Origin of the sequence: Cupriavidus sp. MP-37, assembly GCF_020618415.1 — a bacterium.
Lineage (GTDB): Bacteria > Pseudomonadota > Gammaproteobacteria > Burkholderiales > Burkholderiaceae > Cupriavidus.
On record NZ_CP085345.1, the window covers coordinates 2268161 to 2290439 of the forward strand.

At 64.2% G+C, this 22279-nt stretch carries 19 protein-coding genes; 16 read left to right on the top strand and 3 right to left on the bottom strand.

Annotation, left to right across the window (positions count from 1 at the left end; genetic code table 11):
• Nucleotides 1-370 precede the first annotated feature (370 nt).
• The 3 genes from LIN44_RS26560 to LIN44_RS26570 form a co-directional block, all read right to left on the bottom strand.
• Complete coding sequence (locus LIN44_RS26560) at nucleotides 371-2149, bottom strand: FAD-dependent monooxygenase (protein ID WP_227315217.1); 1779 nt, start codon at nucleotides 2147-2149, stop codon at nucleotides 371-373.
• Nucleotides 2150-2183: 34 nt separating this feature from the next.
• A complete protein-coding gene (locus LIN44_RS26565) occupies nucleotides 2184-3038 on the bottom strand; it encodes a fumarylacetoacetate hydrolase family protein (RefSeq protein ID WP_227315218.1) in 855 nt (284 codons plus the stop codon).
• A gap of 153 nt (nucleotides 3039-3191) precedes the next feature.
• A complete protein-coding gene (locus LIN44_RS26570; RefSeq protein ID WP_227315219.1) occupies nucleotides 3192-4154 on the bottom strand; it encodes a VOC family protein in 963 nt (320 codons plus the stop codon).
• 556 nt (nucleotides 4155-4710) lie between these two features.
• Between LIN44_RS26570 and LIN44_RS26575 the strand changes: the two genes are divergently transcribed.
• The 16 genes from LIN44_RS26575 to LIN44_RS26650 all read left to right on the top strand — a co-directional run bounded on the left by LIN44_RS26575 (nucleotide 4711) and on the right by LIN44_RS26650 (nucleotide 22275).
• The gene (locus LIN44_RS26575; protein WP_227315220.1) at nucleotides 4711-5676 is read left to right on the top strand and encodes a YCF48-related protein; all 966 of its coding nucleotides are present in this window, start codon (nucleotides 4711-4713) and stop codon (nucleotides 5674-5676) included.
• Between the two features lie 33 nt (nucleotides 5677-5709).
• The gene (locus tag LIN44_RS26580) at nucleotides 5710-8097 is read left to right on the top strand and encodes an RND family transporter (protein WP_227315221.1); all 2388 of its coding nucleotides are present in this window, start codon (nucleotides 5710-5712) and stop codon (nucleotides 8095-8097) included.
• A 67-nt stretch (nucleotides 8098-8164) separates the two neighbouring features.
• Nucleotides 8165-9814 (top strand): DUF1302 family protein, encoded by a 1650-nt coding sequence (locus LIN44_RS26585; protein WP_227315222.1) that lies wholly within the window; start codon nucleotides 8165-8167, stop codon nucleotides 9812-9814.
• Between the two features lie 26 nt (nucleotides 9815-9840).
• Complete coding sequence (locus tag LIN44_RS26590) at nucleotides 9841-11100, top strand: DUF1329 domain-containing protein (RefSeq protein ID WP_227315223.1); 1260 nt, start codon at nucleotides 9841-9843, stop codon at nucleotides 11098-11100.
• 88 nt (nucleotides 11101-11188) lie between these two features.
• A complete protein-coding gene (locus tag LIN44_RS26595; RefSeq protein WP_227315224.1) occupies nucleotides 11189-12961 on the top strand; it encodes an FAD-dependent oxidoreductase in 1773 nt (590 codons plus the stop codon).
• 25 nt (nucleotides 12962-12986) lie between these two features.
• Nucleotides 12987-13646, top strand: a complete 660-nt coding sequence (locus tag LIN44_RS26600) for an alpha/beta hydrolase (protein ID WP_227315225.1) — start codon at nucleotides 12987-12989, stop codon at nucleotides 13644-13646.
• A gap of 12 nt (nucleotides 13647-13658) precedes the next feature.
• Nucleotides 13659-14060 (top strand): hypothetical protein, encoded by a 402-nt coding sequence (locus LIN44_RS26605; RefSeq protein ID WP_227315226.1) that lies wholly within the window; start codon nucleotides 13659-13661, stop codon nucleotides 14058-14060.
• Nucleotides 14061-14151: 91 nt separating this feature from the next.
• Nucleotides 14152-14595 (top strand): nuclear transport factor 2 family protein, encoded by a 444-nt coding sequence (locus LIN44_RS26610; protein ID WP_227316436.1) that lies wholly within the window; start codon nucleotides 14152-14154, stop codon nucleotides 14593-14595.
• A gap of 163 nt (nucleotides 14596-14758) precedes the next feature.
• The gene (locus LIN44_RS26615; RefSeq protein WP_227315227.1) at nucleotides 14759-15691 is read left to right on the top strand and encodes a LysR family transcriptional regulator; all 933 of its coding nucleotides are present in this window, start codon (nucleotides 14759-14761) and stop codon (nucleotides 15689-15691) included.
• Nucleotides 15692-15849: 158 nt separating this feature from the next.
• On the top strand, nucleotides 15850-16779 hold the full coding sequence (locus LIN44_RS26620) for a LysR family transcriptional regulator (protein WP_227315228.1): 930 nt from the start codon (nucleotides 15850-15852) through the stop codon (nucleotides 16777-16779).
• A gap of 117 nt (nucleotides 16780-16896) precedes the next feature.
• The gene (locus LIN44_RS26625) at nucleotides 16897-17382 is read left to right on the top strand and encodes a hydroxyquinol 1,2-dioxygenase (protein WP_227315229.1); all 486 of its coding nucleotides are present in this window, start codon (nucleotides 16897-16899) and stop codon (nucleotides 17380-17382) included.
• 57 nt (nucleotides 17383-17439) lie between these two features.
• Entirely contained in the window at nucleotides 17440-18468 is a 1029-nt protein-coding gene (locus LIN44_RS26630; protein WP_227315230.1) for a hydroxyquinol 1,2-dioxygenase, read from the top strand.
• Nucleotides 18469-18512: 44 nt separating this feature from the next.
• Complete coding sequence (locus LIN44_RS26635; RefSeq protein WP_227315231.1) at nucleotides 18513-19976, top strand: aldehyde dehydrogenase family protein; 1464 nt, start codon at nucleotides 18513-18515, stop codon at nucleotides 19974-19976.
• An 8-nt stretch (nucleotides 19977-19984) separates the two neighbouring features.
• Nucleotides 19985-21052, top strand: a complete 1068-nt coding sequence (locus LIN44_RS26640) for a maleylacetate reductase (RefSeq protein ID WP_227315232.1) — start codon at nucleotides 19985-19987, stop codon at nucleotides 21050-21052.
• Nucleotides 21053-21086: 34 nt separating this feature from the next.
• Nucleotides 21087-21950 carry an intradiol ring-cleavage dioxygenase gene (locus tag LIN44_RS26645; protein ID WP_227315233.1) on the top strand — a complete coding sequence of 288 codons (864 nt, stop codon included), beginning with the start codon at nucleotides 21087-21089 and terminating at the stop codon, nucleotides 21948-21950.
• 13 nt (nucleotides 21951-21963) lie between these two features.
• Nucleotides 21964-22275: a YciI family protein gene (locus LIN44_RS26650; RefSeq protein ID WP_227315234.1), complete on the top strand. Its 312-nt coding sequence runs from the start codon at nucleotides 21964-21966 to the stop codon at nucleotides 22273-22275.
• Nucleotides 22276-22279 lie beyond the last annotated feature (4 nt).

Below are 22279 nucleotides of genomic sequence, written 5' to 3' on the forward strand. Positions count from 1 at the left end.
CTGTCGCACCCATCCCCATAGTTCTTGCGGAAAGAGCAGCGTGACCAATATGGCGGCAGCACCCAGGCCGATCCGGTAGCCGGTACCATACTGGCCGAACCAACGGTCAAGTGCCCGGCAAGGGCCCAGGTGCCGATCGCGAAATAACCACCATGGAGACGGAAGGCGATCGGTGCAACCACGGCAGCCGCACCGGCCGCGATGCGTTCACGTGGTTCATGTCTTCCTCCATGTTTGCGCCTTGTTATGTGTCTCTAATTCAGGCGCGTGCTCCCCTGGCGCCAGGCATGCCCGGCGCCATTGGCTGACGGTGTGATAAAGCCCGCGGCCAGCGGCTGCCGCCGTCAGGCCTTACGCGCGTTGGCCGGCGTCAGGCGGCGCGACGGCAGCCGCTGGCATCGGGTGCGCGGCCCAGGATGGCGTGCATGGCATCGGACAGCGACTGTTCCGCTTCCGCGTCCAGCGCTTGCCGGCGCCAGCTGACGAAGCGGTCCGGCCGTACCAGGATTGCGCCCGCGTCGGAGATGCCGCGCAGTCGGCTCCAGGTGCCATAGACGTCGTGGGCATCGCAGTTGGGGCCGCCGATGCTGACGACGTCGATGCCGACACCCAGGCGGTCCGAGAGCCGGGCCGCGATGTCCTTCCAGGCCTGCCCCCCGATGCCCGTCAGCAGCGTGAAGCGGCCATGGCCTACCAGGTCCAGGGTCGACACACGCGCCTTGAGACGCTCCAGCCAGGCGTGAGGCACCACCCCTCCCGGCGACGAGCTCGGGTGGTAATAGAGTTCGGGATCCCTGGCGGCGGGCTCGCGGGGCAGGCCATCGGGCACCACGGCCGACGACTGGTAGACCTGTCCGAGCTCGACGCCATGGCAATTGAACTGGTAGTTCTGCAGCTCGACCGCATCCTGCAGGGCACGTCGCCGCGCGCGGCCGGTCTCGGTGTCGCTGAACAGCTCATCGACATTGGCCCAGCCTTCCGCCTCGCTCTGGCCCGGGCCAAAGCCCAGCGCCTTGGCGATCGGCAGCATGTCCTGTACCGATTTCATGGCACGGTCGACGACCTGGCGGGCCACCGGCTGGCGCTCCGCCGAGTAAGTGTCGAGCAAGGTATCGTCGGCATCGCCGCGGATCACGTACGCCAGCTTCCACGCCAGGTTGAACGCGTCCTGGATCGAGGTGTTGGTGCCCAGGCCGTTCGCCGGAGGATGGCGATGGGCGGCGTCGCCGGCGATGAAGACCCGGCCCTTGCGCATCGTTCGCGCCGCTACGTGATTGATCTGCCATTTGCTGACCGCCTTGACCTTGATCGGCAACGCGTCGTCGCCGATGGTGGCGCGGGCGCGGCGGATCACTGCGTCCTCGCTGAGGTCGGGCTCACCCTGCGCCGGGTCGTACATGAACAGAAGCACCCACTCGTTCCAGGGGCGCACGCAGATGTAGGTGCCGCTGCCGACCCAGTAGTCGTTGCCCGGCTGCGTCATCCAATACAGCACGCCGGGACGGTGCTCGCAGTATTTGGCGAGATCGACTTCGAGCCAGCAATTGACCGCTGCACCGAGGCCCATCTTTCCGTCCATCTCGAAACCGCACTGCGGCACCACGGTGCTCGCACCGCCGTCGGCGCCGATCACGTAGCGCGCCTTGACGCGGATGGCCTCGTCGGTGAGGCGGTCCTTCAGGATGGCCGTGACTTCGGCATCGTCCTGGGTGATCTGCGTCAGTTCCGTGTTGAACATGAACTCCGCGCCGCGCTCGCGCGCGCACGCCAGGATTTCGGGTTCCAGCAGATGCTGTGGCGCATTGCACATCTCGGAGGGACTCGCCAGCGCATAGTCGGCCTTGCGCTGCTCTGAACTACCCCAGGTCTGCAGCCGCGCGATCTCGGTACCGGCAAAGCTGGTGGCCCAGATGTTGTTGCTCATCAGCGCATTGGGCGTCGCGAGCTGGCGCACGCGCTCCTCGATTCCCAGGTCGCGCAGCACTTCCATCGTGCGCTGGTTGGTGATGTGCGCACGCGGCGAATTTGCCGTGCCCGCGTATTTCGTAACGGTTAAGGTGCGAATGCCATAGGTCGCAAGCAAGGCAGTGGCAGTCAGTCCAGACGGACCTGCGCCGACGACCAGAACGGGTACTTCAATGGTTTTCAACTTTGTCTCCTCTCGATCTGTGTTGATGGTCGCCTTAGCGCGTCGCCTCGTCGACGATCGGGTTCGACAGCGTGCCAATCCCTTCGATGCTGACTTCGCAGAGATCGCCATGGCGCATCAGCAGCCGCGGGCTGCGCGCCCAGCCGATACCGGATGGCGTGCCGGCCACGATGACGTCGCCGGGTTCCAGCGTGATCGCCTCGCTGATGATCGAGATCAGCGACGGCACGTCATGCAGCATGTCGGAAGTGTTGGCGGACTGGACCACCTGCCCATTGAGCCGGGTCTCCAGGCGCAGGCCAGCGGCACCCGCAGGCAGTTCGTCGGCGGTCACGAGGATCGGGCCGAAACCACCCGTGGCATCGAAGTTCTTCCCTACCGTCCATTGCGGCGACTTGAACTGGTACTCACGGACCGAGCCGTCGTTGAAGATCGAGTACCCGAACACGTGGGCGAGGGCATTCTCGCGCGCGATATGCTTGCCACCCTTGCCGATAATGACGGCGAGCTCGCCCTCGAAGTCCAGCGAGTCGCTCGCCTGTGGTCTCACGATGGCGCCCCCGTGTCCCACCATGCTCGTTGGCACGCGCAGGAACAGCGTCGGATAATCTGGCTGTTCGTACGGCGATTCCTTGGTGTGGTCGGCATAGTTGAGGCCGACACAAAGAATCTTGCGCGGATTGGTGACTGGCGGCAGGTAGCTGACCTCCGCCGAGGCCGGCACGAGCGTCGCCTCTGCCGCCAGGTTGCGCCATTGCTCGGGGCTCAGCCCCGCGGCAATCAGCGCTCCGGCATCGATGCCTGCCGACCGGGGCAGGACCGCAAGTCCCTGGTCGGACACGATGCCTACGCATTGCTGTCCATCAAGTCGTAACGTTGCCAATTTCATATCGAACTCCCATGTGGATCAATGCCGTTGTCTGGAACGGCTAAAAGATATAAATAAATAGAAACGTATATATTCAGGTGCGAGACGAGCGAACCACGAACTCGCGTCCTGCGCTTGCAGCCGCCGCGTTAGTGGCGCTGCTTGCCCGGCGTATCAGGCTTCGGTGTTGCGCACGAAATCTGCAGGAACATCGGGACCCCACTGGTACAAGGAGTCCTCCGGGGGGAAATCGCCGGCGGGCCAGGTTTGCCCGGCGGCGATATAGTCGATGTCGGCCGAATACTCGAAGAACGAGCCCCAGGGATCGCGCACATAGAAGAAATAGTTGGACCCGAGCACATGGCGGCCAGTCCCCCAGCCAGCGGCATAGCCCGCTGCGGCCATCTGGCTGGCGCCCTGGCCGACTTCATTGACGCTGTCGACGTCCCATGCGGAGTGGTGCCAGCCTTTTGCCGAACTCTTGACCAGCGCCAGCAGATGGTGGTCGCTACCGTGGGGCGCATGGGTGAAGGCGATCAGGTCACCGGAGCGGTCGGAAAGGCGCAGGCCGATGGCATCGCGATAGAAGTTCAGTGCCCTGCTCACGTCAGGCGAGAACATCAGCACGTGGGAAAGGCGGCGCGGCCGGATCTGTGGCACCTGGCTGCGCATCGCTGAGCCGCGTACGCCCGCAGGCGTACTTTCCATGCGCATCACCGACTTGCCGCTCGGAGACGTCTTCGGTCCTGGCTTGATCTGGATGAGGTTGCCGTCAGGGTCGAAGAACCACACGCCTTCGTGACTGCCGAAGCGCGCGTCATCGACGATGGTCGCCCCACAAGCCGCAAGCTGTTGCCGGATGCCCGCGAGGTCTGCCTCGAAACAATTGAAGCTGAGATAGGCGAGTCGCTTGCTTTCGCCTTCGTAGAACCGGGCCCAGCGATGGCGGTCGGCGGCAAATACGTCGAGGCAGTCCTCCTTGCGCTGCACGGTCAGTCCAAAAGACAGCAAGAAGTGTTCCGCGACCGCAAGATCAGGCACCTCCAAGGTGAAGTAGTCGATGGAATGTACCGCGTAGCGAGCCGCTGCCGGCTGTACGTCAGGAAGTGGCCGGTTGCCGGCCTGGCTGCTCTCCATCTTTTGTCTCCAGGTTGTTCTCATGCTGATCAGGCTTCATGGCGAGCCCTGTGCGTACGGCGTCCGGCCACACGACGATGACGTAGCCGTTGCGCGTAAAACCTATACTAGATCAAAAAATATATAAAAACAACATTTGACTATGATGTTGTCACATCAACGACCTCAATCGTCACTCTGGCGGCAGGGCGATACGAGGCGAGGTCCAGAGCAAGGTCCGGATGGCGCACGGCAGACGCCGTCGCTGGCCTGCTGCGCAGGCGCGATTGTTGTGCAACTTCACGCTATTTCACCGCCGGCGCCATGTCTTCATTGTTTGAAAATATATATTCCTAGGGTTAACGATGTTAAAAATAAATAGATATAAAAACGGGTTTATATATATATTTCTCGGCGAGCGTTGGCAGCATGGGCAATCGTCCAATCGGGTACACCGATGCCGCTCAATGGCGGCGGGTAGAAGGAATGACGGTAACGCGCATCGCCACATGCTCCGACATCGTTGCACGGCCGCGTTACGGCCAATTGATCCATTGCGCAGCACAGAGAGTCACGCATGAAGCAAATCTTCAAGACATTGATTTCCGGCCTGCCATTGATGGTGATCGGTGGCCTCCTATATGCCGGCCTGTTTATCAAGCCCAAGCCCTCCGGGGTCAACCTTCCGCCCCCGCTGTTCCAGCGCGGCGACATGTTCTTTGGCATTACCCGCGGTCAGGCGAACACCGTCTGGCTGGTCGGTGCGCATGGCAGGGTCCTTCACAGCCGGGATGCTGCAAGGACATGGCAGCCGCAGGTTTCCAATGTGACCGCGAATCTTCAGGATGTCGTCGCGTGGGATGCACTACGGGCGGTGGCGGTTGGCGACGAGGGTGTCGTGGTCGTGACGCAGGACGGAGGCGCGAACTGGCGCCAGGTGGAGGCGCCGCGGTCGCGCATTGCAAACAAGCTCGTGCGCGTCAAGGGGATGTCGAACGGCCAGGCATGGGCCGTCGGCGAGGGCGGTGCCACGTTGCGCACGCTTGACTATGGTGCGAGCTGGACGCGTGTCGGTGCGCAAGAAGACGTCGCGTGGAACGACATTGCCGTGCTTGGACAGCACGCGTGGCGCGTTGGCGAGTTCGGCCGCATCGAACATTCGACAGACGAGGGCGGGACCTGGCAGGCGCAGGACACCCCTGCCAAAGCAAGCCTGACCGCCGTGGCCTTTCGCGATAAGCGGCATGGGGTCACCGTGGGCCTTGGCGGCACGGTCTTGACCACCAGCGACGGCGGCCAGCACTGGCGCGTCGAAACCCGAGCCACGGACGAGCATCTGTTCGACGTCATCTGGGACGGCAGTCGCTGGCTCGCCACCGGCGACAAGGGCGTAGTTCTGCTGGGCGATACGTCGGGACAGTCCTGGCGCGCTACGCGGGCGGCGCCCGGTGACCGCACCTGGCACACCAGGGTGGTGGCGGACGACACCCATTACTACTTCAGCGGCACGCAGCCGCTGGTGACCAACAAGCAGGCGCTGTGAGACCCGCGGGTTCCGACAGCCAAGGAGGAGGCGGTGAACAAATTATTTTCCAATCAGCTTGAACGTTTTGTCGATCTCTGCCTGCGACGGCGCGGGTACGTGGTGGCGATCTTCGTGCTGCTGACCGTGGTAATGGCAGGGTTCGCCGCGCGCGTCAGCATCCGCACGGTGTTCGACGACCTGCTGCCACAAAGCCACGCCTACATCAAGGTACACAACGAGTTCCGGCAGGCATTCGGAAGCTCCAACATGGTCAGCATCATGCTGGAGGCCGAGCAGGGCGACATCTTCGATCCTGTACTGCTGGGCAAGGTCAGGACGATCACCACCGCGTTGCAGCAGGTCGACGGCGTCAACCAGTTCCAGATCGTTTCGCTGGCGTCGAAGAAGCTCAAGGAAATCCGGGGCTCGACCGATGCCATCGAGATGCGCCCGCTCATGTGGCCGGACGTGCCCGACACGCCGGCTGGCCTGGCGGCGCTGCGCGAAGCCGTGCTGAACAATCCGCTGGTCTATGGCGCCTACGTATCGAAAGACCTGAAGTCGACGCTGATCACGGTGGACTTCTATGAAGGCGCGGCCGACTACCGCAAGATCTTCCCGCAGGTCATGAAGATCGCCGACGCGCAGCGCGGCGACGGCGTGGTGGTGCGCGTGGTCGGTGAGCCGATCCTGTACGGCTGGGTGAATCACTACCTGCCGGAGACGCTGAATATCTTCCTGGTCACCGTGGCCTGCCTGGTCGCGTTGCTGTTCATCGCGGCGCGCACCTGGCGCGGGACCTTGCTGCCGCTGCTGGCCGGACTGACCAGTGCCATCTGGGCGCTGGGTTCGGCCAGCTTGATCGGCTACAACCTGGATCCGCTGGTGATCGTGATTGCGTTCCTGATTACCGCGCGGGCGATCTCGCATTCGGTGCAGCTGGTATCGCGCTTCGATGACGAGCTAGCTGCCGGCGCGCCGACCACTGTAGCCGCGGCGCGGGCGGCGATGCTCCAGCTGTTCAAGCCCGGCATGCTCGGCGTGCTGGCGGATGCAGGCTGCATGATCGTGGTCGTTCTCACGCCCATCCCGCTGATGCACAAGGTGTCCATCATCGGCTCGGTATGGGTGATGACGATTGCGGTGACGGCCTGCGTGATGACGCCGGTGCTGCTGTCGTGGATCCGGCGTCCCCAGGGCCATGCGCATCCGATCGACGTGTCGCCCGTCCTGCGCGGCATCCTGTCGTGCGCCGTGCGCGTCGTGACATCGAAAGCTCGCTACGCCGTGCTGGCCGGCGCCGCGTTGCTGTTCGTCGCATCCGGCCTCTATGCATTCAACCTGACCGTCGGCGACGCCGAGCCGGGCTCGCCCATTCTGTGGCCGGACGCGGTTTACAACCGCGATGCGGCCGCGGTCAACCGGCAGTTCCAGGGCGCCGACCGAATGTATGCCGTGGTGTCGGGCACTCAGCCCGGTGCCATCAAAGACCCCGAGGTGTTGCGGACCATGAGCGAGATGCAGCGGTATATGGCGGCGCAGCCGGAAATCGGCGGAAGCGTGTCGGTGGCCGATGTCATTCCCGCGGTCAAGCGGGTGCTGCGCGAAGGCAACCCGCGTTACCAGGATCTGGGTGGCACGGCGCAGGAGAACGGCGAGCTGCTCTACATGCTGGCCTCGGGTTCGGACCCCGGCGACATGACCCGGCTGATGGACGCGCAGGCCCGCAATGCTTCGGTCACCTTCTTCTTCCGCGACCATCGCGGCGAAAGCATCCGGACGGCGATCGAGCGCCTGAAGACTTTCATCGCCGAGCATCCGCTGGACAAGGTGCAGTATCAGCTCGCCGGCGGGCTCGTGGGCGTGCTCGCCGCCGTCAACGAAGTGATCCTGGCGGGCCAGATCGAAAGCATCGCGCTGGCATTGCTGGTGCTGATCATCTGCTGCGCGGTGGCGTATCGCTCCACCATGGCCGGACTGTTCTTCATGGTGCCGGTGGTGCTCTCCAACACCGTCACGTTCAGCTACATGGCATGGAAGGGCATCGGCATGAACCTCAGCACGCTGCCGGTTGCCGCGCTTGGCATCGGCCTCGGCGTGGACTATGCGTTCTATATCGTCGATGGCATCCGAGAAGAACTGGAGCATGACGACGATTTGGTGCGCGCCATCGTCAACTCCCTCGCTACCGCGGGCAAGGGCGTGCTGATCACTGCCCTGACGCTGACCGTCAGCGTCGTGCTCTGGTGCACCTCTTCCCTCCGGTTCCAGGCGGACATGGGCATCCTCATGGCGCTCTGGCTCTGCATCTCCGCCATCAGCGCGCTCTTCCTGATGCCGGCGATGGTCTACGTATTCCGGCCGCGCTTCATCGTGGGCTCGGTGTCGCCCGTCCGGGCCGCGCTCGTGCCCGAAGCACCCTTGAAGCAGGCTGCATGACGCTGTCCGCGGACATGCCCCGGGGGCATGTCCCGCGCAATAAAAAACCAACAGTGGAGGAGACACCATGATGCAAGGAGGAAGGCTGCCCGTGCGGCGGCCGGGACACGCCGTGCCCGCGATGAAGAGCATTCCCGCCCTATTGCTGGGCCTGGGCATTGGCCTCGCCCCGGCGGCTGCCATGGCGGTGAACACCGAAGCGCCGGAACCGGCGCCTACCGCCAGCACGATCGCACAGGCGTCCGCGGCGGGGGGCGAGCCGGCCACGCCGGTGGATGACGAGCGCGGATTCGTTCACGGTTTCCGCTTCGGCGGTTATGCGCGGACCTGGGCCTCCTGGAACCTGGAGGATCATCCGGAGATCCCGCAACGCAGCGCGGGCTCCCTTCAGATGCTGCGCGGGTCGCTGTCACTGAATGCCGAGGCAACGACCGGGCCGCTGAAGTGGAAGGCCATAGGGCGCGCCGACAAAGAGGTCAATACCTCGTACCAGCGCGACCTCGAGGAGGCCAATCGCAGGAACTCTCCGGGCGGTCCGGGCAGCAACCTGATGAAGCAGTACGACAAGGCGGAGCTTCGTGAACTCTATGTCGACATGGATCCGACGGAGCGCGTGCATCTGCGCCTCGGCAAACAGCAGGTGGTGTGGGGCGAGACCGATTTCTTCCACCCGACGGACCTGATCCACGGCTTTGACTACCGCTGGCGTTCGTTTCTGGAAAGCGATAACGACGAACTCAGAAAGCCGCTCTGGCTGATCAACGCCAAGATCGATGTGCCGGAGGCCGATGGCTCGCTGCAACTGGTCCTGCGCCCCGGCATCGATCGCGAACGCGATATCGGCAACAGCTATGACCTCTACGGCGGCCGCTGGGCCGCACAGCCGTACAAGGGCGTCGATTTCCTCGCACCGGGCTTCCTGAACTACGACCGCCGCCATCCGGCGGGAGATACCCACAATCCGACTGGGGGCCTGCGCTGGACCGGCCTCGCGGGACCGGTCAACTACGCCGTTTCTTACCTGAAGACCTATAAGCCGGACCCGGTGGTGAACTCCGCCTTTGCGCCGTACCAGAAGGCGCCGACTGGCGGGCTTGGCGATTTCATCTTTCCCAAGATGGATGTGTACGACGTCAGCGTCAGCGGCCAGATCCCCGGCCTGGATGCGGTCGTGACCGGCGAGGTCGCTTACCAGCGCAACGTTGCCTACAACGTCGGCAGCAACTTCATGAACGGGGCGCTGCCCGGCTTTGGCGGGATCATCCGCAAGGATGCCGTGTTGACCACGCTGCGTTTCGACAAGCAATTGCGGCTGATGGAGTGGTTGGGCACGAACCAGGCGTCGTTCTTCTCGGTCCAGGTATTCGACACCTGGCTGCCAGGCTACAAGCGCTCCGACGACATCGTCGAGCAGGTTGGCTTCGGCGCCCGTCTGCGCGAGCACACCACGCTGATCACCTCGTTCATCCAGCTGAATTACCTCAACAGCCGGCTCAATCCCGGCCTGGCCGTCGGTATGGATGTCACCAACGGCGATGCGTTCGTGATTCCCAGCGTCTCGTTCCAGATCGGCAATCACTGGCGCTTGCTGGCCGAGGCCAATCTCTTCTTCCCCAAGCACACCAGGAAGCCGGGCCAGGTCGAGAGTTCGACCCACACCCTCGGCGACTTCGCACGCAACAGCCAGTTCATGCTGCGGGCGACCTATCAGTTCTGAACCACGATAAGCAAAGGAGACAGGTGATGAAAAATCGCATGAAGGGACTTCAGGCGGCAGTCCTGGCGATGGCAGCCACGATGGCATGTGGCGTTGCGCTTGCGGCCGAGTTGCCCGAGGGCACTGTGATCGAGAAAGCCAATCTCGACAAGGTCAAGAACGACACGTTTCAGGGCCACACGATTGCCAGCCTGCTGACCGAGAAGCTGGAGTGGCAGATCCGGAACTGGAACCTCAAGCTTCCGCTTTCCCACGCCAAGCCTGTGGCGCTGGACCCGCGCTACATCGAGGCGACGAAGAAGTATGCCGGGCAGGTGAAGTACGATGCCAAGACAAGGGAGGTCTCGGACTGGGTCGCCGGCATTCCGTTTCCGGAGGTCGCGGCGAATGACCCGGATGCGGGCGAGAAGCTGATCTGGAACTTTTATTACGCATCGCCGGAAGGGGACATCGCCAACAACAAGGCCACCTATTTGCTGATCAGCGGCGACAAGGGATTGGAGCAAACGCAGGACTGGCTATTCATGCGGTATTACCTGAAGGGCCGCCTGGGCGGCGAAAGCCCTGTGTCCGGCGATGGCAGCACCCTGACCAAGACGCTGTTCGTCGCGACCGCGCCCGAGGATATCCGGGGCCTGGGCACCTTCACCATCCGCTACGACAACGCCAAACTCGAAGACAGCTGGGCGTATATCCGATCGGCCCGTCGTACGCGGCGCCTCTCCGGTGGCGCGTGGATGGATCCGATCGGGGGGCTCGACCAGCTCAACGACGACATCTACATCTGGAACGCACGGCCTTCCTGGTACCGGAAAATCAAGCTGGTCGGCCGCCGCTGGATCCTGGCCAGTTCCGATGCCAGGCTCGGCCACAACCCTGCAAAGAAGGGCTCGCCTGACGAGTGGCCCACCGTCGACCTGAAGGAAGCGCCTTACTGGAATCCGGTGCAAAAATGGCAGCCACGCGAGGTCTGGGTGATCGAGGCGACGCCGCCGGCCGAGCATCCGTACAGCAAGAAGATCGTCTATATGGATGTCAAATATCCCCGCCTGTATATGGGCGAGGCCTATGACAAGAAGGGCGAGTTCTGGAAGTTCTTCAACTTCCATATGCGCCCGACGGTGGCGCAGGACGGCATCCGCTACGTCTCGTCGGTGCAGGGCGACACCATCGATTTCAAGGCCAGGCATGCATCGATCTTCCTGTTCCGCGATTACAAGCTGAACGAGAAGTCCATCAAGGAAAGCGATGTTTCGCTGAGCGCGCTCGAAACGATCGCGCGCTAGTCCTGTGTCTGCCGCGCCACCACTCGGTGCAGCGATATCCGACGCGGCGCGGCGGCTTTTATTCCGAACCGAAGGACCCGAGAACACAATGCGTAAACTGGACGACTCGACATCGCGCGTCTCGCGGCGAGACTTTCTTCGCGCCGGCGGCGCGGGTGCGACTGCTACCGCGCTGGGTGTGCTGGCTAGCGACGCCGTTGCGGGCACGGCAAAGGTGTCCTGGCGCCATCAGGCGGACGTCGTGGTGGCCGGCAGCGGAGCTTCCGCTGCCGTAGCCGCGCTGACCGCGCGTAGTCAGGGTGCGAGTGTGATGATGCTGGAGAAATCGCCCGTGATTGGCGGTACTTCTGCCAAATCCGCGGGCATGTTCTGGATTGCCAACAACTTCCGGATGCGGGCAAAAGGCATGGAGGATGCCAAACCGGATTTTCTGGCTTACTGCATCCGGTATTCCTACCCGCATCTCTATAACCCCGCTTCAGCGACGCTCGGTGTCTCGCAATCGGTTTATGACCTGATCGGCGCGTACTACGACCATGGCACGGCCATGGTCGACCTGATGCGGTCGAGCGGTGCGCTGCGAGTCGGCAGGTTCCATATCCTGCCGGAATCGGAAGCGGACGACCTGCCTGACTACTTCGAGCATGGCGCCGAGAACAAGGCTCCGCGGGGGAGGGGCCTGGGCGCGCTGAAGGCGGACGGCACCCTCGGCTTCGGCAGTGAACTGATGGGGCAGCTCAAGGCAAGGATTGACCAGCTTGGCATCCCGGTACTGACCAGCCATCGCGTGACCAGCCTGGTGACCAATGCGAGCGGCGAAGTCGTCGGCGTCGTGGCCGATAGCGACGAGGGGGCGGTTGCCGTGCGTGCCCATCGTGGCGTCATCTTCGCAACCGGCGGGTATTCCTATAACCGGGAATTGTTGAACCTCTATCAGACCGGCCCGGTTTTCGGCGGCTGCGGGGTGCCTACCTGCACCGGAGATTTCATCGCCATCGCCGCCGGCGTGGGCGCCAAGCTCGGCAACATGGGCGGTGCCTGGCGGGCCGAGATCGTGTTGGAAGAAGCGCTGCAGTACCTCAGCGTGCCCAACGACGTCTGGCAGCCGCCAGGCGACAGCATGATTGTCGTCAACAAGTACGGCCGACGCGTGTTCAATGAGAAGCGCAACTACCATGACCGCGCCCGTACGCATCATGACTATGACGCGAACAAGGCGGAGTATCCGAACCTGCTGACGTTCATGATCTATGACCAGCGCGCTGCCGAGCTGTACGGTGGCAACCATCCGTTGCCGTTGCAACCGACCGGTGCGCCCTATGTGCTCTCCGGCAATACGCCGGCCGAACTTGCCGCGGCCATCGACGCACGCCTGGCCGCGTTGTCCCCTCATACCGGTGGCATCCAGCTCGCTCCTACCTTCGCGCGGGAGCTGGAACAAACGATCGCGCGTTTCAATGCCTTCGCACGAACCGGACGCGACGCGGACTTCCAGCGAGGTGAGTTTGCCTACGATCTGGATTACCGCCCGATCTTCGGTATGCCGCGCAAGGGCACGCGTTGGGGCGACGTGGCGGGAACGAACCCGCTGCTGTATCCGTTGCAGGAAAAAGGCCCGTATTACTGTGTCATCCTGGCACCCGGCACACTGGATACCAACGGCGGACCCGTGATCAATGCGCGGGCAGAAGTATTGCGTAGCGACGACCGGCCGATTCCCGGACTTTACGGCGCGGGCAACTGTATTGCGAGCCCCGCGCACAACACGTACTGGGCTGGCGGGTGCACCCTGGGTAGTGGCATGACGTTCGGCTACCTCGCCGGCCTACATGCGAGCCGTGCTGCGCCCCATGCCGTGTGAGGCGCTGGTTTGACAAGAGACGAACATGCGCCGCTCCACGCTTGAGTACCACTATGAACCTGGCACGGATCCGCGGCGGCCGCAGGTACTGGCCCTGCATGGGGCCGGCGCCGACCAACGCCAGCTTTTGCTGCTGCTTGCTCGAACTGCTCCACAGGCAACGATCGTCGCGCCGAAGTCCGGACGCTGGTCTGCCTGGACGCCGGACGGACAGCGCTATACCTGGTACCAGGACCTGTCGTTTCCGGCCGTCGAGCCGATCGGCTTTGGCGACGCACTGTGGCAGCTGGAGCGGTTCTGCGCGGAACGAGCCGGCGAAGGGGCCGGCACAGGATCGCGCCTGCCTGAGCGGATCGATGTTGTCGGCTTCGGTCAGGGCGCGGTGCTTGGACTGGTGCTGGCGGCGGTATGGCCGGAACGCTTCAGGCACGTCATCGCGCTGGGCGGATATTGGCCACGCATCAAGGGCTGGCAGCCCGCGTGGCGTGCCATGCATCAGGTACAGGTAACGCTGTTCCTTGATCCGTCCGGCCCCGTTGATCGCGCGCTGGCCGAAACCACTGCCGAAGAGCTTGTGCGGCGCAGGGCATCCGTCGAGGTTGCCTGGTTCGCTGGTGCCAACGACGTGCAGGCGGCAAACCTGGACGCGCAACTGGCGGCGCGGCTGTCGCGCTCGCTCTCATGACAGGAGGAAGGAATGAAGGCATTCGGCATCCCTTGCGTGGCGCTGGTCGCCGGTGTGCTGTCGGCAGTCTTGAGTGCACCGTGCCACAGTGAAGGCGTCAGCTTTGCCCGGGATATCAAGCCCATGCTGGTGCAGAACTGCGCCGCCTGTCACCAGGGGGTGAATTCGCCCGCAGGCCTCGACCTGCTCCCCAAGGTTGTCCATACCAATCTGGTCGGTGTGAGGTCGACGCAGAGCGCGATGCTGCGTGTCGCCCCGTCGGCGCCTGAGCGCAGTTACCTGCTGCGCAAGCTCGAGGGCGCGCACCTCGAAGTCGGTGGGCAGGGCGTGACCATGCCTCCGGGCGCACGGCTCGATCCCGCGCAGATCGGAGCGATCCGTCAGTGGATCGCGGGCGGAGCGCTGAATGACTGAGCGGCAGCGGCACGGGGACGCCGCATACGCCGCCATAACCGTTATCAACCTCCAGCGCCAGGCACGCTGGAAACCTCAACAGGAGACAACCATGGAAATCCGGGCAATGACTGACGAGCAACGCAAGGCTATCGCGCTGGAGTACCTAAAACGGCTCGACCGGGCGCAGGATGTACTAGACCTGTTTGATGTGCACGCGGAAGTGTACTTTCCCAAATGGGGGGTCGCCGCCGGCAAGGACAAGATCCGTGAGCTGTTCTCCGACCTGATTGCACTGTTCGATTACATCAGCCACGACTACACCTACGCCAACGTGATTCAACAAGGCGACAAGGTCGTGGTCGAATCCACCACGCACGGACGCACGCGTGCCGGCGTCGAATGGCGTGCCGGCGTGACCCACGCGGGGCGGTGGTGCGATGTGTTCGAGATTCGCGATTTCAAGATCCACCGGCTGTATATCTACCTGGATCCGGATTACGAAGGGGCCGATACGGAACGGTACCCGTGGCTGCGCAACCGCCAACGCGCCTGACGGAAGACCGGAGCGGAGCAAACCGGGGCCAGCCGCCCTTACCCCGGTTGCCGCTAAGACGCATCCGCAGTAACCTCTGTCCTGTCGAACGGCCCATCAGCGGGCCATCCCACAGAGGAGCCCCCACCATGACGGCAGCGCCTGGCACCAAGGCTGGCATGCCATGAGCATGCCACGGACCACGCTCGAACAATGGCGCGTGGTGCAGGCCATCGTCGAGCACGGCAGCTATGCCCAGGCTGCCGAAGCGCTGCACCGCAGCCAGTCGTCGATCAGCTACATGGTCGCACGCCTGCAGGAGCAACTGGGCGTGGAGCTGTTCTCGATGGAAGGCCGCAAGGCGCGTCTGACCGAGAACGGCGCGGCGCTGCTGGCGCGTGCCAATGAACTGCTGGGCGATGCCTACCGCCTCGAACAGCTCGCCGAAAACCTGCAGAAAGGCTGGGAAGCCGAGGTACGCCTGGCGGTGGACGCCGCCCTGCCCGCGGACCTGCTGTTGTCGGCGCTAAAGGCATTCGCGCAGCTTGCGCCCCAGACGCGCGTGCATATCACTGAAGTGGTGCTGTCTGGCGCTGACCAAGCGTTGTTGCAGCGGCAGGCCGGCCTGGCGATCGGCACCCGCATACCGACCGGACACTTCGGCGAGCGCCTGCTGGACATTCCGTTCGTCGCCGTCGCGCATCCCGCGCATCCGCTGCACCAGCTTGGCCGCGAGCTGACCGCCGAAGACCTGAGCCGCGAAATGCAGGTAGTGCTGCGCGACTCCGGCCCGGCCAATCCGCGCGACGACGGCTGGCTTGGCGCCACACTGCGCTGGACCGTCAGCCATATGGAAGCCATGCGCATGCTGGTGGCGGGCGGCCTTGGCTTTGCCTGGCTGCCGGAGCACCTGGTGACAGATGGCGCGCGCGCCGGCGCGCTGCTCCCCCTGCCACTGCGCGAGGGGCGCATCCGGCACGTGCCGCTTTTCCTGATCCACAGCCAGCCCGACCTCTCGGGTCCCGCCACCCGCCATCTCGGCGACGTCCTGGCCAAGGCGGCCAGAACCTACTCCGCACATCAAGGCCTCCGCACGGCACCGCGCAACATCGGCTGATCCGATCGGTTTGCGCGGATTTTCGGATCAATGGGCGCAAAACCGCGCCCTACCATTCGGAAATCACGAATAAGGAACGCGCATTCCCGCGCCGGTTGGCCATTGCCTGCGCGCGGAACGGGTTCCGACAAGGCGGCTGCGCCGCCAACGGAGACAATATGAACCACTTCCTCGCCATCGAGGCCTTCGTGCGCGTGGCGGAAGCCAGCAGCTTCGCCGAAGCGGCGCGCCAGCTTGGCGTGGCCGGGTCCATCGTGACCAGCAGGGTCCAGCAACTGGAAAAGTTTATCGGCACGCCGCTCTTTCACCGCAGCACCAGGCATGTGCGGCTTTCCGAGATCGGAGAAGCCTATTACAAGGATTGCGCCGAGGCGGTGTCGCAACTCAATAGCCTGACCGACCAGATGCGCGACCTCAAGGGCACGCCAACGGGCAGGCTGCGCATCCAGATGCTGCCCGGCTATGCCATCGGACATTTCGGACCGTTGCTGCATGAGTTCACGCAGCGCTATCCCGGCATCCAGCTCGACATCATCGTCAATGACCGTGTCGTCGATCCGGTCGAAGAGGGCTTCGACGTGGCGTTCCAGATCTTCCCGCCGATCTCCGGTGCGCTGATCGAGAAACGCCTGTTTCCGGTCCGGCGCCTGTTCTGCGCCACGCCGGATTACCTGGAGCGGCGTGGCACGCCGCTGGTACCGGCCGACCTGGCGAGCCATACCACGGCGCTTTACGCTGGTTATCCATCGCGCAATCGCTGGGTCTTCACACGCGGGGAGGAATCGGTGACGCTGGAGCTGCCAGGCCAGGTGCGTTCCAACTCGGTGCACCTGCTGCGCGACTATGCGGTCTCGGGTGCCTGCATTGTCTGCCTGCCGACGCTCGTCGCCAGCGAATACCTTCAAAGCGGTCGGCTGGTGCCGGTGCTCACCGACTACACGCTGGCGCCCTTTTCCTTCGCCGCGGTCTATCCCGCCACGCAGCGTCAGGCCGTCAAGGTGCGCTTGCTGGTGGATTTCCTGGTTGAACGCATGGCAGGGGATCCTGCCTGGGACGTGCCGCTGCTCGCGCGCGGCTGGGTCAGCTGAGGCGGATTATTCGGTAACCCCGAAGGTCGCATTCGCCGTCCCGGCCATTGTTGTGGCGATGCGATAGCAACTATCGTAGTCGCAACGAATGAACCACGACTGCAGGAGACAAAACGCATGAATCCCACCTTCAAGACCCATTTCGGATCCCTTGCCCATTACAGCAAGGGCAACATCGAAGTCACCCAGGGCGAGGCCCGTCACTACGTCTTTTCCAATGTGTTCGAGGTGGCGTCGAAGTCCGCGCCGTATGAGCGTGTCGTAGTCGGCAAGAACCTGGAGTATGTAGTCGAGACCGTGCGCGCCGAAGGCGAGTCGCCGTGGTTCGCTTGTGCGCATGACGAGTTCGTGATTGCCATGGATGGCGAAGTGCGCGTCGATTTCGTCGCGCTGGACCAGTCGCTTGTGCAAGCCGATGGCGCCGTGCTTGCGGAGCCCGCCGGCCCCACGATGGGCTACGTGGTGCTGCGTCAGGGCCATCAGAGCCTGCTGCCCGCCGGCTGCGCCTACCGGTTCAGCACCGCCGAGGCCTGCACGCTGCTATTGCAAGGCAAGCTCGGCGCGCTTTCCGTCCAGAAATGGGCGGACATCTGCCTGCACTGATCTGCTTCCCGCCCGCAAACTCGCCAACGCACCCGTCATTATTCCAGGAGCCACATCATGGCAATGCTCGACCTCGCAGACAAGCCCGGAACCGCCAAGGGCTTCGCCGCCGACAAGGTCCAGGCCAGCGCGCCCGACCCCGTCACCGGCTATCGCACCTTCACGCTGGGTGCCTTCCGATTTACGCGTGACGGCTATTTCGCCACCATCCAATGGCCGTCGCGCGGCCAGACCCGCACCCACGCCATCCCGGCCGACGCCTTCCTGCGCGCCATGATGCGCGACGTGGCGTGGGGCTTCTTCTACGGCTGGGTGAATTTCGATCATGTATTCGGCACGCGCAACCACTATGGCAAGGTCGATGTCTACGCCGGCGCATTCAACGGGGTCATGAAGGATGCGGGCGTCGATTACACCGAGACCTTCGATACGCCGCTGATCATGGCGACCTTCAAGGCCATCCTGCATGACTGGACCAATGAGGGCTTCGATCCTTTTGCCGCGCCGGAAGAAACCGGGTCCGCTTTTGGCAACAAGCACGGTGACAATGGCCAGGCGATCGAGCGCACGCGCATTGCCACGCGCCGCATGCCCGGCCTTCCCGATGACTCGCCGCTGCGCGATGAGCTGCCCGTCAACCGGGCTTTCCTGGACGTACCGCAAGACGAACCCACGGTGCATTGCGAGCCCGGGTTCGAAGGCCAGCTCCATGCGTTCAACCTGTTCAAGTACCTGTCGCGCTCGGACGTGACGTGGAATCCGTCCGTGACATCGGTGTGCGGCCATAGCTTGTTCTGCCCCACCACCGAGGAATACATCCTGCCAGTCTTCCACGGCAATGACCGCGTCGAATGGTTCCTGCAACTGTCGGACGAGATCATCTGGGACATCGGCGACAAGAACACCGGCGCTCCACGTGCGCGCATCACGATGCGTGCCGGCGACATCTGCGCCATGCCGGCCGATATCCGGCATCAGGGCTATTCGACCAAGCGCTCGATGCTGCTGGTGTGGGAGAACGCCACGCCGAACCTGCCCAAGCGCTATGAAAGCGGGGAGCTGAAGCCGTACCCGGTGGACTTCTGACCCGCGACACACCTGGCAAACGACACCACCAATCCCTTCGCATCATGCAGAACAAACTCTTCATCAACGGCCGCTTTGTCGACGCGCTCGGCGGTGGCACGATCGACGTGCTGAACCCCCACGACGGCAGCCGCATTACCGCCATTGCCGCGGCCGAGGCGGCCGACGTCGACGCGGCGGTGGAAGCCGCGCGCCGCGCCTTCCCGCTCTGGTCACGTATGGCAGCCGCCGAGCGTGGACGCCTGTTGCTGAAGCTGGCCGATGCCATCGAAGCCCACACCGAGGAACTGGCGCAGCTGGAATCGCTGGACACCGGACACCCCATCCGTGATTCCCGTGCGCTGGACGTGCCGCGCACGGCCGCCTGCTTCCGCTACTTCGGCGGCATGGCAGACAAGCTGCAGGGATCGGTCATCCCCGTGGAAGCGGGCTTCCTCAATTACGTGCAACGCGCGCCCATCGGTGTGGTGGGGCAGATCGTGCCGTGGAACTTCCCGCTGATGTTCACCAGCTGGAAGATGGGTCCGGCGCTGGCGGCCGGCAATACCGTGGTGATCAAGCCGTCGGAACTGACGCCGCTGTCGTCTCTGCGCATTGCCGAGCTGATGGCCGAAGTCGGCTTCCCGCCTGGCGTGGTCAACATGGTGCCTGGCTATGGGCATACTGCCGGACAGCGTCTCGCCGAGCACCCTGGCGTGGGCAAGATCGCCTTTACCGGTTCGACCGCTACGGGACGGCGTATCGTCGAGGCCTCGAAGGGCAATCTCAAGCGCGTTCAGCTTGAACTCGGCGGCAAGGGCGCCAACATCGTGTTTGACGATGCCGACCTGGACGCAGCCATCAATGGCGCTGCGTGGGCCATCTTCCATAACCAGGGACAGGCCTGCATTGCCGGTTCGCGCCTGGTGCTGCATGAGCGGATCGCCGATGCCTTCCTTGAGCGCTTTGGCGCATTGGCGGCTTCGATCCGCCTGGGCAACCCGCTCGACCCGGAAACCGAAATGGGACCGCTGACCTCGGCGCAGCATCGCGACAAGGTGCTGTCCTATGCCGGCGTGGCGAAGGAGCAGGGCGGCCGGGTGCTCACTGGCGGCAAGGCGCCGGTGCTGGCCGGGCTGGAGAAGGGCTATTACGTCGAGCCGACTATCGTCGAAGCGAAGCCGCACGACCGCGTGGCGCAGGAGGAAGTTTTCGGTCCCTTCGTCACCGTGCTGCGCTTCGGCAGCGACGAGGAGGCGCTCGCCATCGCCAACGCGACCGAGTATGGCCTGGGCAGCGGCCTGTGGACGCGCGACCTGAGCCGTGCCCACAAGATGGCCAACAGCATCGATGCCGGCATGTGCTGGATCAACTGCTACAAGCGGGTGAATCCGGGCAGCCCCTTCGGCGGCATTGGCCAGTCAGGCTATGGTCGGGAAATGGGCTTCGAAGCCATGCACGACTACACCGAGGCACGCTCGGTGTGGGTCAATGTTGACGCGACCGTGCCGCCGCACTTCAAGCGCTAAGGGACACCATGCAGGGTTTTGTCTACCAGTCCGCGCCGTCGCGCGTCGTGTTCGGCGCGGGGGCGTTGGCGCAGTTGCCGGATGAGGTGGCGCGACTCGGCGCCCGGCGAGCGCTGGTGCTGACCACGCCCGAACAGCGCGGCCTGGGCGAGCGTGTGGCCGGGCTGCTGGGCGACCGCGCCGCCGGCGTGCATGCCGAGGCGGTGATGCATGTGCCGGTCGAGGTTGCCCGCGCCGCGCGTGCAGCGGCGGCACGGCTCGGCGCGGATTGCTACGTAGCCGTCGGCGGCGGTTCCACCATCGGGCTGGGCAAGGCCATTGCACTGGAATCCGCGCAGCCCATCATCGCCGTTCCCACCACGTATGCGGGGTCGGAAGTCACGCCTGTCTACGGTCTTACCGAAGGACGGCTCAAGACCACCGGGCGCGATGCGCGAGTCCTGCCGCGCACGGTGGTTTACGACGCGGAACTCACGCTGACGCTGCCCGCGGAGATATCGGCCGCTTCCGGCATGAATGCCATGGCCCATGCGGTCGAAGCACTGTACGCGAAGGATGCGAACCCGATCATCAGCCTGATGGCTGACGAATCCATCCGCGCGCTCGCGCAGGCGTTGCCGGCGGTGGTGCGGCGCCCGAACGACATCACGGCACGCGGGCAGGCCCTGTACGGCGCCTGGCTTGCCGGTGTATGCCTGGGCAACGTCGGCATGGCACTGCACCACAAGCTCTGCCATACGCTGGGCGGCACCTTCAATCTGCCGCATGCGCAAACGCACGCCGTGATGCTGCCGCACACCGCGCACTACAACCACCGGGCCGCGCCGCAGGCGCTGCAGCGCGTCGCGCGCGCGCTGGGGGGCGGGCAGGCGGCGGATGCCGGCCCCTTGCTATACCGACTCAACCAGGCGCTGGGCATTCCGTCAGGCCTGTCGGCCCTGGGCATGCCGGACGCAGGTCTGGCGGAGGCCGCCACGCTGGCCTGTGCCAACCCCTACGACAACCCGGCGCCGGTGGAGCGCGCAGCGATCCTCGCACTGCTTGGACGCGCGTGGCGTGGCGAAACCCCGGCCTGAGCGGCGCCGGCACCAAAACCAAAGGAACACCGCCATGGAGACAAGGCATACCGAGGCCGATATCACCGAGCAGGTGGTCGCGCGCCTCGCCAATACGCCCGACGCGCGCCTGAAGACCCTGATGCAGGCTCTGGTGCGTCACCTGCACGCCTATGTGCGCGAGGTCGAGCCCACCGAGGAAGAATGGTTTGCCGCCATCCGCTTCCTGACCGAAACCGGCAAGATGTGCGACGGCCTGGTGCGACAGGAATTCATCCTGCTCTCCGACACGCTCGGTGTATCGATGCTGGTCGATGCGATCAACCACCGCGCCAGCGGCGCGACTGACACCACCGTGTTCGGGCCGTTCTACATCCCGGGCATGCCGGAGCGCGGATGCGGAGAAAGCATGGCCGAAACCGCCGGCACCCCCGCGCTGGTGCATGGCTACGTCCGCTCCACCGACGGCACGCCTGTGGCCGGTGCCGTGCTCGACATCTGGCAGACCGCCAGCAACGGCATGTATTCCGGGCAGGACACTGAGCAGCCCGAGGGCAACCTGCGTGGACGATATCGCACCGACGCGGACGGCTACTACGCGATCCGCACCATTGTGCCGGTCAGCTACCCGGTGCCGACCGATGGACCGGTGGGGCGCATGTTGAACGCCACCGGCCGCCATCCGTGGCGGCCCGCGCACCTGCATTTCATGATCGATGCGCCCGGGCACCGCAAGCTGGTCACGCATCTGTTCAACCAGGGTGACCCGTACCTCGATTCGGATGCCGTGTTTGGCGTCAAGCCATCGCTGCAAGTTGCCTATGAGGAGCGCCCGGCCGCACACGAGCTCGCCAGCCGCTTTGGCATCGAGGGCGCGTTCCGCGAAGCGCGCTATGACTTCGTGCTCGCGTCACGGTAACTGCGGGGAGCCCATGTCACGCTACTACGCCATCTTCGCCACCGACAAGCCCGGCATGCGCGCCATACGCGAGCGGGTGCGCCCGGCACACCGGGCTTACTTGCACAGCGCTGACCGCCACAGTGTATTTGTTCGACTCGGCGGTCCGACACTGGACGCGTCGGGCGATGCCATGAACGGCACGCTCCTCGTCATCGAGGCCGAGCATATCGAGGACGTGGAGCGCTTTTTGCACGGCGATCCGTACATGCACGCCGGGCTGTTCGAACGCATCGAGATCCGCCCATGGGACTGGAGCCTGGGCAACCCGGAACGCAGGGTCTAGGAGG

Bases quoted from the DNA above. Each gene is read 5' to 3' on its own strand.
- LIN44_RS26625 (WP_227315229.1), top strand. From the start codon at position 16,897: ATGAATCCCACCTTCAAGACCCATTTCGGATCCCTTGCCCATTACAGC.
- LIN44_RS26620 (WP_227315228.1), top strand. From the start codon at position 15,850: ATGAACCACTTCCTCGCCATCGAGGCCTTCGTGCGCGTGGCGGAAGCC.
- LIN44_RS26595 (WP_227315224.1), top strand. From the start codon at position 11,189: ATGCGTAAACTGGACGACTCGACATCGCGCGTCTCGCGGCGAGACTTT.
- LIN44_RS26640 (WP_227315232.1), top strand. From the start codon at position 19,985: ATGCAGGGTTTTGTCTACCAGTCCGCGCCGTCGCGCGTCGTGTTCGGC.
- LIN44_RS26610 (WP_227316436.1), top strand. From the start codon at position 14,152: ATGGAAATCCGGGCAATGACTGACGAGCAACGCAAGGCTATCGCGCTG.
- LIN44_RS26630 (WP_227315230.1), top strand. From the start codon at position 17,440: ATGGCAATGCTCGACCTCGCAGACAAGCCCGGAACCGCCAAGGGCTTC.
- LIN44_RS26600 (WP_227315225.1), top strand. From the start codon at position 12,987: ATGCGCCGCTCCACGCTTGAGTACCACTATGAACCTGGCACGGATCCG.
- LIN44_RS26615 (WP_227315227.1), top strand. From the start codon at position 14,759: ATGAGCATGCCACGGACCACGCTCGAACAATGGCGCGTGGTGCAGGCC.
- LIN44_RS26585 (WP_227315222.1), top strand. From the start codon at position 8,165: ATGATGCAAGGAGGAAGGCTGCCCGTGCGGCGGCCGGGACACGCCGTG.
- LIN44_RS26565 (WP_227315218.1), bottom strand. From the start codon at position 3,038: ATGAAATTGGCAACGTTACGACTTGATGGACAGCAATGCGTAGGCATC.
- LIN44_RS26605 (WP_227315226.1), top strand. From the start codon at position 13,659: ATGAAGGCATTCGGCATCCCTTGCGTGGCGCTGGTCGCCGGTGTGCTG.
- LIN44_RS26645 (WP_227315233.1), top strand. From the start codon at position 21,087: ATGGAGACAAGGCATACCGAGGCCGATATCACCGAGCAGGTGGTCGCG.
- LIN44_RS26575 (WP_227315220.1), top strand. From the start codon at position 4,711: ATGAAGCAAATCTTCAAGACATTGATTTCCGGCCTGCCATTGATGGTG.
- LIN44_RS26650 (WP_227315234.1), top strand. From the start codon at position 21,964: ATGTCACGCTACTACGCCATCTTCGCCACCGACAAGCCCGGCATGCGC.
- LIN44_RS26590 (WP_227315223.1), top strand. From the start codon at position 9,841: ATGAAAAATCGCATGAAGGGACTTCAGGCGGCAGTCCTGGCGATGGCA.
- LIN44_RS26570 (WP_227315219.1), bottom strand. From the start codon at position 4,154: ATGGAGAGCAGCCAGGCCGGCAACCGGCCACTTCCTGACGTACAGCCG.
- LIN44_RS26635 (WP_227315231.1), top strand. From the start codon at position 18,513: ATGCAGAACAAACTCTTCATCAACGGCCGCTTTGTCGACGCGCTCGGC.